Origin of the sequence: Romboutsia sp. Marseille-P6047 (genome assembly GCF_900604535.1) — a bacterium.
GTDB lineage: Bacteria > Bacillota > Clostridia > Peptostreptococcales > Peptostreptococcaceae > Romboutsia_E.
The window spans coordinates 1-11,741 of sequence record NZ_UWOT01000025.1; the positions used below are offsets into that span (position 1 = coordinate 1).

The following is an 11,741-nucleotide window of genomic DNA, read 5'->3' on the forward strand; positions in this document are numbered from 1 at the left end:
GCGCTATCGGTCACTAGGTAGTATTTAGGCTTGGAGGATGGTCCCTCCTGCTTCCCACAGGGTTTCACGTGTCCCGTGGTACTCTGGATCACATCTAAAGTCTTCTCGTTTCAGCTACGGGGCTATTACCCTTTATAGCGGAGCTTTCCAACTCTCTTCACTTACGATACCTCTTCGTTTATGACGTGTCCGCAACCCCAACAAAGCAAGCTTTATTGGTTTGGCCTGTTCCGCGTTCGCTCGCCGCTACTTACGGAATCGATTTTTCTTTCTCTTCCTCCAGGTACTTAGATGTTTCAGTTCCCCGGGTTCCCCTCGCTAAGCTATGTATTCACTTAACGATACTTAGACATTACTCTAAGTGAGTTTCCTCATTCGGAAATCTTCGGATCAAAGTTTACGTGCAACTCCCCGAAGCTTATCGCAGCTTATCACGTCCTTCATCGGCTCCTAGTGCCAAGGCATCCGCCCTGCACCCTTAATAACTTGACCAGTTATTAAAGTTTGTAATTTTAAAGACTTTTCTTGTCTATATATAATTAAATGATGTCATATCACTAAATGTTATGCAGTTTTCAAAGTACTAACAATTCTGAGGAATAAACCCTCAAAATTAAACAGTAGGTAATTCTCCTTAGAAAGGAGGTGATCCAGCCGCACCTTCCGATACGGCTACCTTGTTACGACTTCACCCCAGTTATTGGTTTCACCTTCGACGGCCGCTTCCTAAAAGGTTAGCTAACCGGCTTCGGGCGCCCCCAACTCCCATGGTGTGACGGGCGGTGTGTACAAGACCCGGGAACGCATTCACCGCAGCATTCTGATCTGCGATTACTAGTAACTCCAGCTTCATGTAGGCGAGTTTCAGCCTACAATCCGAACTGAGAATGGCTTTAAGGGATTAGCTCCGCCTCACGACTTGGCTGCCCTCTGTACCACCCATTGTAGCACGTGTGTAGCCCTAAGCATAAGGGGCATGATGATTTGACGTCATCCCCACCTTCCTCCAGGTTATCCCTGGCAGTCCCTCTAGAGTGCCCAACTTAATGCTGGCAACTAAAGGCAAGGGTTGCGCTCGTTGCGGGACTTAACCCAACATCTCACGACACGAGCTGACGACAACCATGCACCACCTGTCACTTCTGTCCCCGAAGGGAAATCTCCGATTAGGGAGAGGTCAAAAGGATGTCAAGCTTAGGTAAGGTTCTTCGCGTTGCTTCGAATTAAACCACATGCTCCGCTACTTGTGCGGGTCCCCGTCAATTCCTTTGAGTTTCACTCTTGCGAGCGTACTTCCCAGGCGGAGTACTTAATGCGTTAGCTGCGCCACCGAAGGGGGTAACCTCCGACAGCTAGTACTCATCGTTTACGGCGTGGACTACCAGGGTATCTAATCCTGTTTGCTCCCCACGCTTTCGTGCCTCAGTGTCAGTTACAGTCCAGAGAGCCGCCTTCGCAACTGGTATTCCTCCTAATATCTACGCATTTCACCGCTACACTAGGAATTCTACTCTCCTCTCCTGCACTCAAGTTTCCCAGTTTCAAAGGCTTACTACGGTTGAGCCGTAGCCTTTCACCTCTGACTTAAGAAACCACCTACGCACCCTTTACGCCCAGTAATTCCGGATAACGCTAGCCCCCTACGTATTACCGCGGCTGCTGGCACGTAGTTAGCCGGGGCTTCCTCCTCAAGTACCGTCATTATCTTCCTTGAGGACAGAGCTTTACGACCCGAAGGCCTTCATCGCTCACGCGGCGTTGCTGCATCAGGCTTTCGCCCATTGTGCAATATTCCCCACTGCTGCCTCCCGTAGGAGTTTGGACCGTGTCTCAGTTCCAATGTGGCCGATCACCCTCTCAGGTCGGCTACTGATCGTCGCCTTGGTAAGCCGTTACCTTACCAACTAGCTAATCAGACGCGGGTCCATCCTATACCGCCGGAGCTTTGATATTTCTACCATGCGATAAAAATATGTTATCTCGTATTAGCGTACCTTTCGGTACGTTATCCGTGTGTATAGGGCAGGTTACCCACGCGTTACTCACCCGTCCGCCGCTCACTTCCGAAGAAGTTCGCTCGACTTGCATGTGTTAGGCACGCCGCCAGCGTTCATCCTGAGCCAGGATCAAACTCTCAAATAAAAGTTGTCCATCGCTCAGCTAATCATTATCTGAATATCTGGCTTGGTTGTTTGTGTTTAATTCTTAAATAAGAATTAGTTATATAAATTAACCTACTGTTTAATTTTCAAAGTTCATTGTTTCGACTTATTCATCTTAACAAGTTATTTCAATCTTGTCAACATTTTCTTTCGTTTTATTTTCCGTCCGTATCTCTCGGACAAGTAATACTTTACCACCACATTCTTTATTAGTCAACACTTTTTTAATTATTTTTCTAACTAATTTTTTTATAAAAAATAGTTCACAACTTAGTTTACACTTATTAACATTATAAACATCATCCATATCAGTTATAACCTTATATAAAGTTTTTTATCCACAATTTATTAACACTATTTATAGTTCTATTATTTATAATTATTTTCAAATATATTTTTATAGGTAATCTCTACTAACTAATAAAAATAAAAAAGCATAGATCTTCTATACTTTTTTTGTTTTCTATTTATTAATTTATATACTTATTAAATATATTATTTAATAATAAAGAGTTTATACATGATACAACAGCGTACCCAATTACTAAATAAAAAAATACTATATATCCTAAATAATTTCTAAAAAATAGTATAGATATTATAGGTATCAAATTTAACAATACCATTATAATTGTATATGGTAAGTTTTGTACTGACATAAAAACAGCATTTATTATAGTGTTTTTTATACTATTCTCAAATTTAGATATAATAGGAAAAATATATGTAAAATTAAATATAGTTATTGTACTAGCTACCATAAGTATAAATTTAAATACATTACTAATAACTGAATTAGATATCATATTAGATATACGAAAATCTAAAATTAATATCAATCCAATCACCATTATACTTATCCATACCACAGTACTAACCTTAAAATTTTCTTTGAAACTTTTTATAAACATCTTAAAAATATAGCCTTCTTCATTTCTTACTATTTTCATAGCAACATAATATGTAGAGGTTATTGATGCCCCTATAGTTATTATTGGTATACTAAATAATATACACAAAAAATTTAGCGTAATTATATTTGTAACCTTTTCTAAAGCTTCAAAAAACTTATTATCATACCTAAATAAATTTATCATAAATCTATTTCCCTTATTATTTTATTAATTTTATTAAATACTTAGTTATAGTTTAGATGTAGAATCTCTAATTATTAACTCTCCTTCAAATATCTTATGTTGAGTTTTACTTTTTTTATTGATTAAATTGAATAATATATTTGTAGTTTCTTTAGCCATCTTCTCAACAGGTTGTCGTATAGTAGTTATTGATGGGTTATAGTAATAAGAGATATCTAATCCATCAAATCCAACAACTGAATAATCATCAGGAATTTTTTTACCATATTCTAATATAGCTTTACATGCACCAACTGCCATACTATCTGATATTGCATAAATAGCAGTAAAATCTTCTTCCGCTTCTAATAGATCCTTCATTAAATTATAACCATTTTCCATGGTGTAAGCATTTATATTATCATGTGTATATCTTATTAAGTTTTCATTTATTGGTATATTTCTATTATTTAAAGCTTCACAATAACCTTTTACACGAAGTCTACTTATACTTCTATCACCACTATCATATGCTAAAATAGCTATTTTCTCATGTCCATTTTCACATAAAAAATCAACTATCTTCTTGCTCTCATTTATATCATCAACAGATACTGATGAGTATAATGTTTTATCAACACCTTCAGCTATAGCTATTGTACTTAATACGAATGGTATTTTTATTTCTTGTAATTTATCCTCTTGGTGAGAGAAAGACCCACCTAAAAAAACTATCCCTTTTAACCTCTTCTCTTTTATTAATTGTAATGCAACTTCTACCTCATCTTGATTTGAATCAACTCTATGTAATATAAAGGTATACTTCCTCTTTTGTATTTCTTCCTCAAATACTTTTATCATATTTTGAAAGAATGGGTTGTCTATACCTTTTATTAATACTGCTATCGTTTTCGTATCTGAAAGTTTTAAGTTTCTAGCACTATTATTTGGAATAAAATTACTCTCTTTTATAACTTCCATTATCATATTTCTAGTTTCTTCACTTATTTCAGGGTGATTGTTAATTGCTCTTGAAACGGTACTAACTCCTACTCCACACTTTTTAGCTATGTCTTTTATTGTGGCTGACTTCATATTAACCACATCCCTTCAACTCTGTATTTTAATTATCTTATTATAATATCATATAAGCTATATTCAAAGCTATTATCTTCCATATAATTTAGTTAACATCTTTATTCTCTTTATAGTTTTTTTAGATAGACTATTTTTCTTCATTCTCCAGGTCCAATTATTCCCTAAAGTTGATGGTATATTTATTCTACCTTCTTCTCCTAAACCCAAATAGTCTTGAACGGGTATTATACAAGTATCCGCTACACTTCTCATAGCTAAGCATATAAAATCCCAGTGTATTTCATTTTCTTTACTATATTTATTATTCATATAATTGATACACATATTTTTATCTTTCTTATTAATTTCTTTGTACCACCCAATAGTTGTATTATTATCATGAGTACCTGTATAGACAACACAATTATTATTATAATTATGAGGTAAATAGTCACTCTCTTCTCTTGAGTCAAAAGCGAACTGTAAAACTTTCATTCCCGGATATCCTGTGTCATTTAAGAGCTTCCTTACGCTATCAGTTAAAAAACCTAGATCTTCAGCAATAATATCTACATCTCCTAACTTTTCTCTTATACTATTAAACAGTTCCATTCCTGGTCCCCTTTCCCAAGATCCATTTATAGCTGTAAGCTCTCCATAAGGTATAGAGTAATATTCATCAAATCCTCTGAAATGGTCTATCCTTACAATATCATACAACTTAAAAGAATATTCTATTCTTTTTATCCACCACTCATAATCTGTATTTTTATGATATTCCCAATAATATAATGGATTTCCCCACAATTGTCCGGTTTCAGAAAATCCATCTGGTGGGCATCCTGCCACAGCAATAGGTATACACTCTTTATCTAGTTGAAATAAATCCGGATTTGCCCATGTATCAGAACTATCTAATGCTACATAGATCGGAATATCCCCTACTATTAATATGTTTTTTTTATTGGCATAGGATTTTAATTTATTCCACTGCTTTGAAAATAAATATTGTAAATATTTATAGAATATAATATCATCTGATAATTTTTCTTCATACTCATGTAAAGCAGCCTCTTTTCTTAATCTTATATCAACATCCCATTCTATCCATGACTTTCCACCAAAAAAATCTTTTATAGACATATATAGTGCATAATCATGAAGCCACCATTTATTTTTATTGCAATACGCTATAAATCTTTTACTATTATATATTTTACTACGCTTATAAGCTTTTTTTAGTATTTCAAACCTATATAAATATATCTTTTCATAATCTATATGTTCATCACTACTTCCCCAATCATATATACTACATTCTTCTTCTGTTATTAGACCTTCTCTCACTAATTCATCTAAATCTATAAAGTATGGATTTCCTGCAAATGTAGAAAAAGATTGATATGGAGAATCTCCATATCCTGTTGGTCCTAAAGGTAGTATCTGCCATATACTTTGACCAGAACTTTCTAATATATCTATAAATTCATAAGCTTCTTTTGAAAAACTACCTATACCATACTTAGATGGTAAACTTGCAATAGGTAATAACATACCACTTCTTCTCATAATTTTTCCTCCTACTTATATCATTAGCCTTTTACAGCACCTGCAACAACACCTTCTATTATGTGTTTTTGACATAGTAAATAGAATATTATAATCGGAATAATTGCCAATACTAGCATTGCCATCATAGCTCCCATATCTCTATTCCCATTTGATCCTACTAGCATCTGAATTACTACTGGTATAGTTTTATATTTAGTTGATAGACCTATAACTAAATATGGTAATAAGTAATCATTCCATATCCACATTGCATTCAATATTGCTACAGTTATTGTGGTTGGCTTTAATATAGGAAGAACTATCTTAAAATAAGTTTGTAATGGATTACAACCATCTATTGTAGCTGCTTCTTCAATTTCCAGTGGAATAGATTTCACAAAACCACTAAACATAAATACAGATAAACCTGATCCAAACCCTAAATAAAGTAATACCATACCTATCGGATTTGCTAGATGTAAAGTATCAGCTAATTTCACCATAGGAAACATTACCATTTGAAATGGAACTATCATTGAAAAAACAAATAAGTAATATATAATACTATTAATCTTACTTTTAACTCTAGTTATGTAATATGCTGTCATGGAAGTAAATAATATTATTACGATTACTGACATTGTTGTTATAAAGAAAGACCAGCCCATAGCACCTAAAAAGCCAGTCTTTTCTAATCCGTTTATATAATTAGTAATGCCAACAAATGTCTCTTTTGTAGGTAAAGAAAAAGGATTGTCACTTATAAAAAATTTTCCTTTAAATGAATTTATTATAATAAATAGTATAGGAGCTAAAAAAACTACAACTAATACACAAAGTACTAAAAATATGATATTATTGCTAATATTTTTCTTACTTGATGAAGTTCTTTTATTTTTAGTGTTTTTATTTTTAATTAAAGCTTCTTGCATTATTGCTCTACCTCCCTCTTTCTAGTAAAATATAGCTGACTAAGTGCAATAACAGCTACTATTACAAAGAATATAACCGCTTTCGCTTGACCAACACCTTCATAGTTATTTCTACCATAGAAGCTATTAACTATATTAAGAGCTAACATCTCGGTTTTATGCATCGGAGCTCCATTAGTTAATGCTAAATTTTGATCATATAACTTAAAACTATTTGATAACGTTAGAAAAGTACATATAGTAATTGATGGCATTACCATTGGAATTGTTACATTTCTTAAAGTTTGCCACTTCGTTGCTCCATCAATTCTAGCAGATTCAATTAATTCTGATGGTACACTTTGAAGACCAGCTATATAAATAATCATCATGTATCCTATCATTTGCCAATTCATTAGTATAAGTAATCCTATAAAACCGAATTTTTGATTAGCTACAAGTGTCGTTCCATAGCTAGATAAAAATGCATTTATCATGGATTGCCAAGTATATCCAAGAACTATTCCACCTATTAAATTAGGCATAAAAAATACAGTTCTAAAAAAATTAGTTGCTCTTATTTTTCTAGTTAATAAATATGCTAATGTAAATGCCAATACATTTACTGTTACTATAGATATAATTGTAAATATTGTGGTAAATCCAAAAGATTCTACAAATCCTTGCCCTGATGAAAATGCTTTTATATAATTATCTATCCCTACAAACTTTGCATCACTTATTGTAGTAAAATTACAAAAAGATAGGTATAAACCTGTTATGAAAGGAATCATAAACGCAATAGAAAATGCTATTAGTGTTGGAAGTAGAAAGATTGGAAAATATTTTTTTAATGCCTTTTGCATACTATCCCCCCTATTATTAAGTATAAATTCTATATTCTTAATAAATTATTTTTAAAGAAAAAGCTTAAACCATAAATAGTTATATGACATTTACATAAAATTTAGTTTAATGTTATATATTCTTTTTATTGGATAAGCTTTTTCTATTTAATTTCAAAATAATAATTAAATATATTTTTATACTCTACTTTTATTTAGATGCTTCTTTTTCACTTGCCCATTCATCTATAACTAATTTTTTAACATCTTCCCACTTCATGTTTCCATTACAGTATTCAAGTAATGCTGCCCCAAAATCATCTTTAAATGTTTGACTTGGAAATGTAGTAAAGTTCCAGTCTACATTATATAAATCATCATTACTTAAGTATCTTATAACTTCTTTCGCTAATGGATCTTGAGGTGTTTCAGAATCTTCAAAAGTATCAAATGGAGCTATAAATCCTAATTCATTTGTTACATGATTTTTACCTGTTTCAGAAGTAAATAGCCACTCAACAAATTCTATAGATGCTTTTTGATCTGCTTCTGATGCTTTACTATTTATAGAGAAGTAGTTCTCAGTTCCTATACAAAGACCTTGTTTTTCTTCAACTTCAACTCCTGTATATATAGGCATAAACTTAACATATTCTTCTTTAACTGTATTTCCATCAACTTCAGCTATTTGTGATCATCCCCAGTTTCCATTTTGAACCATAGCAGCTTTGCCTAAAGCAAATTCTGCCATTGAATCTGAGACTGTTTTACTTCCCAATAAAGTTGGCTCACAAGTTGAGTTATTTATGTATAAATCAAATATGTTTTTAAAGTTATCTGAATAAGTAAAATCAATTTCATCTAAATTTTTTACATCTTTATCTTTATATTCATAATATATCGGAAGATTTGCTAAATGAGTTTGCCATCTCCAGTCTTCACCTGGAGTTAAAGATGTAGAAGCAAATACACCGTCTATTCCTAGTTCATCTTTCTTAGATTGCATATCTTCTGCAACTTCTTTTAATTTATCAAAGTTATTTATTTCATCTATTGATTTAGCTTTTGCAGCATCTAATGCAAAATATTTATCCATTATTGCTTGATTATAAATTATTCCATAACCTTCTTCAACATAAGGTATACCATATACTCCGTCTCCATCTTTAATAGCCATATCTTGATTTAAAAGATGACTATAAAGTTCTGTATCCTTTAAATCCGCACAATATTCTTTCCATGATTCATATCCAACTGGGCCATTTATTTGAAATAATGTAGGTGCATCTTTTTTTTCCACCTCAGACTTAAGAGTTTGTTCATAAGTACCACTAGCTGCTGTAACTATCTTAACATTTACTCCAGTTTCTTTCTCATAATCTTCAGCTATTTTTTTCCATTGAGACTCTGATTCTGGCTTAAAATTCAAGTAGTAAACTGAACCTTTACCATCATCTGATGCTTTATTATCAGATGATGATGTACAACCTGTCAATACTACAGTTGACATAATTACTGATAGTGCTATTGATACAACTTTTTTTAATTTCACCATAATAACTCTCCCCCAATTAAATTTTAAATTTAATTAAACTTATTATAAATTTATAATTAAGTTTTCGGAAACGTTTCCGAAGCTTCAGAAACGTTTTCCACTCTTAATTAGATAGTAGCACCAGGTATTATTAAAATCAATAAATTATTTAACTTTATTAAAAATTTTAATAAAAACATAATATTATCAAATAATCTCTGTTTAGACATATATATCTATATTAGTTTCCAAATATCTTTATTATATTGTTCTATAGTTCTATCAGATGAAAAATAACCAGCTTTACTTATATTAATCAACATTCTTTTAGCCCATTTTTCTCTATCCTCATACTCATTAAATACCTTATCTTTCATTCTACAATATTCTTTAAAGTCTAATAATGTCATGAACCAATCTTTCCTTATTATTTCTTTATATAATCTTATAAGATTTTCTTGATTCCCTACTTCCATTAATTTATCGCTAACAATAAAGTCTACTACTTCTTTTATTTCTTTATCTTTCACATAAAAATCAATTGGATCATATTTTCCTTCTTTATATATTTCTATTACTTTGTCGCTTTTCTCTCCAAATATAAAGATATTGTCATCACCCACAAGATTATGTATTTCTACATTAGCACCATCTTCTGTTCCTAAAGTTAATGCTCCATTTAACATAAATTTCATATTTCCAGTACCACTTGCTTCCTTTGATGCTAATGATATTTGTTCTGATACGTCACATGCTGGTATTAGTTTTTCTGCAGCTGTTACATTATAATTTTCAATCATTACAACTTTTAGATATTTATTTACATCATTATCATTGTTTATAAGTTCTTGTAAACATAATATTAAGTGTATTATATCCTTTGCAATTATATAAGCTGGTGCAGCTTTAGCTCCAAATATAACGGTTATAGGTGTTTTTGGTATAATACCATTTTTTATTTTTAAATACTTATAAATTATATATAGTGCATTCATTTGTTGCCTTTTATATTCATGTAATCTTTTTATTTGTATATCAAAAATAGAATTTTCATCTAAATCAATATTTTGAGTCTCTCTTATATAATTTTTAAGTTGTATTTTATTTTCTCTTTTTACATCTAATATATTATTTAGTACTTCTTTATTATCTATATATTGTATTAGATCTTGTAATTTTTCAGCATCTTCTTTAAATCCATCTCCTATTAAATTTTCTATTAAATTGGTCAATAGTGGATTACAATGCATTAACCATCTTCTAAATGTTATTCCGTTTGTCTTATTATTAAATTTTTCTGGATAAATTTTATAAAAATTATTTAATTCATTATTCTTTAGTATATCCGTATGAAGAGATGCAACACCATTTACACTAAAACTATAATGTATATCTATATTAGCCATATGAATTATATTATTTTCATCTATAATATAAACAGATTCATCTTTATACTTGTTTTTTATAATTTTATCTAATTCCTTTATTATTGGCATAATCTGAGGAGCAACTTTTTCAATATAATCAACAGGCCATGTTTCAAGGGCTTCTGCTAAAATAGTATGGTTAGTATATGCACATGTTTTTGAAACAACTTCTATAGCATCAATAATTTCTAAACCTTTTTCCACTAATAAGCGAATTAGCTCAGGTATAATCATAGTTGGATGTGTATCATTAATTTGTATTACTGCATAATCATATAAGTCATATAAATTACTACCTCTATCAATAGATTCATCTAGTATATATCTTGCAGCATTACTCACCATAAAATATTGTTGATAAATTCTAAGAAGACGCCCTTCCACATCACTATCATCTGGATATAAAAATAAAGTAAGATTTTCTTTAATATCTTTTTTATTAAAATCTATACCATGCTTTACTATATCTTCATTTACTGTTTCTACATCGAATAAATGAAGTTTATTAGTTATATTGTTATACCCTATAATATTAATATCATACATTCTTGAAGTTAATTTAAAACCATTAAATTTAATATCATAAGTAATATCAGTTTTATTTAACCATCCTATGCTATGAATCCACTCATTTTTCTCTTCTATTTGTAGATTATTTTTAAATATTTGCTTAAATAATCCAAAATGATAATTTAAACCTATCCCATCTCCTGGAATACCTAAAGTTGATATTGAATCAAGAAAACATGCAGCTAATCTTCCAAGTCCACCATTACCCAATGAAGGCTCAATCTCAATCTCTTCTATTTTCGATAAGCTTTTACCATTATCCAGTAATATTTTTTTAACCTTATCATATATTCCTAAATTTATTAAGTTATTAGATAATAACTTTCCAATTAAAAACTCTGCTGATATGTAATATAACTTCTTTTTTGATTTGCTTATATTTACTTTTTCTTCACTTAATTTTTTAATAGTCTTTAAAATTGCAAAATAAATCTCTTCATTTGTACATTCTGAAAGTTTTTTCATAGCATTATATTCTAATATTTGAGATAAATTCACAAGTAATCCCCCTTTGATTTGACTGAAATAATTATATATATTTCCGGAATCGTTTCCGAAAATATTATATTAATTTACTCAAGGTAAGTA

General features: G+C 31.0%; 8 protein-coding genes and 2 rRNA genes. All 10 read right to left on the bottom strand.

Annotated features, from left to right (window positions below; translation table 11 throughout):
- Nucleotides 1-492: ribosomal RNA gene (locus tag EIH23_RS15705) — 23S ribosomal RNA — on the bottom strand; the annotation flags it as partial.
- A gap of 146 nt (nucleotides 493-638) precedes the next feature.
- Nucleotides 639-2,142: ribosomal RNA gene (locus tag EIH23_RS15710) — 16S ribosomal RNA — on the bottom strand.
- A 490-nt stretch (nucleotides 2,143-2,632) separates the two neighbouring features.
- Entirely contained in the window at nucleotides 2,633-3,259 is a 627-nt protein-coding gene (locus EIH23_RS15715) for a YesL family protein (RefSeq protein ID WP_122641363.1), read from the bottom strand.
- Nucleotides 3,260-3,304: 45 nt separating this feature from the next.
- The gene (locus EIH23_RS15720) at nucleotides 3,305-4,333 is read right to left on the bottom strand and encodes a LacI family DNA-binding transcriptional regulator (RefSeq protein WP_122641364.1); all 1,029 of its coding nucleotides are present in this window, start codon (nucleotides 4,331-4,333) and stop codon (nucleotides 3,305-3,307) included.
- A gap of 72 nt (nucleotides 4,334-4,405) precedes the next feature.
- Nucleotides 4,406-5,884: a 4-alpha-glucanotransferase gene (gene malQ, locus EIH23_RS15725; protein WP_122641365.1), complete on the bottom strand. Its 1,479-nt coding sequence runs from the start codon at nucleotides 5,882-5,884 to the stop codon at nucleotides 4,406-4,408.
- 23 nt (nucleotides 5,885-5,907) lie between these two features.
- Nucleotides 5,908-6,798, bottom strand: a complete 891-nt coding sequence (locus EIH23_RS15730) for a carbohydrate ABC transporter permease (protein WP_122641366.1) — start codon at nucleotides 6,796-6,798, stop codon at nucleotides 5,908-5,910.
- Nucleotides 6,798-7,643, bottom strand: coding sequence for a carbohydrate ABC transporter permease (locus EIH23_RS15735; protein ID WP_122641367.1), 846 nt, complete (start codon nucleotides 7,641-7,643; stop codon nucleotides 6,798-6,800). The genes EIH23_RS15730 and EIH23_RS15735 overlap by 1 nt, the downstream gene beginning before the upstream one ends.
- Nucleotides 7,644-7,833: 190 nt before the next feature.
- Nucleotides 7,834-8,262 carry a hypothetical protein gene (locus EIH23_RS17050; RefSeq protein WP_330566317.1) on the bottom strand — a complete coding sequence of 143 codons (429 nt, stop codon included), beginning with the start codon at nucleotides 8,260-8,262 and terminating at the stop codon, nucleotides 7,834-7,836.
- A gap of 54 nt (nucleotides 8,263-8,316) precedes the next feature.
- A complete protein-coding gene (locus tag EIH23_RS17055; protein WP_330566318.1) occupies nucleotides 8,317-9,177 on the bottom strand; it encodes an ABC transporter substrate-binding protein in 861 nt (286 codons plus the stop codon).
- A 215-nt stretch (nucleotides 9,178-9,392) separates the two neighbouring features.
- On the bottom strand, nucleotides 9,393-11,651 hold the full coding sequence (locus EIH23_RS15745; RefSeq protein ID WP_122641368.1) for a glycogen/starch/alpha-glucan phosphorylase: 2,259 nt from the start codon (nucleotides 11,649-11,651) through the stop codon (nucleotides 9,393-9,395).
- Nucleotides 11,652-11,741 lie beyond the last annotated feature (90 nt).

Bases quoted from the DNA above. Each gene is read 5' to 3' on its own strand.
- EIH23_RS15715 (WP_122641363.1), bottom strand. From the start codon at position 3,259: ATGATAAATTTATTTAGGTATGATAATAAGTTTTTTGAAGCTTTAGAA.
- EIH23_RS15720 (WP_122641364.1), bottom strand. From the start codon at position 4,333: ATGAAGTCAGCCACAATAAAAGACATAGCTAAAAAGTGTGGAGTAGGA.
- malQ (WP_122641365.1), bottom strand. From the start codon at position 5,884: ATGAGAAGAAGTGGTATGTTATTACCTATTGCAAGTTTACCATCTAAG.
- EIH23_RS15730 (WP_122641366.1), bottom strand. From the start codon at position 6,798: ATGCAAGAAGCTTTAATTAAAAATAAAAACACTAAAAATAAAAGAACT.
- EIH23_RS15735 (WP_122641367.1), bottom strand. From the start codon at position 7,643: ATGCAAAAGGCATTAAAAAAATATTTTCCAATCTTTCTACTTCCAACA.
- EIH23_RS17050 (WP_330566317.1), bottom strand. From the start codon at position 8,262: ATGCCTATATATACAGGAGTTGAAGTTGAAGAAAAACAAGGTCTTTGT.
- EIH23_RS17055 (WP_330566318.1), bottom strand. From the start codon at position 9,177: ATGGTGAAATTAAAAAAAGTTGTATCAATAGCACTATCAGTAATTATG.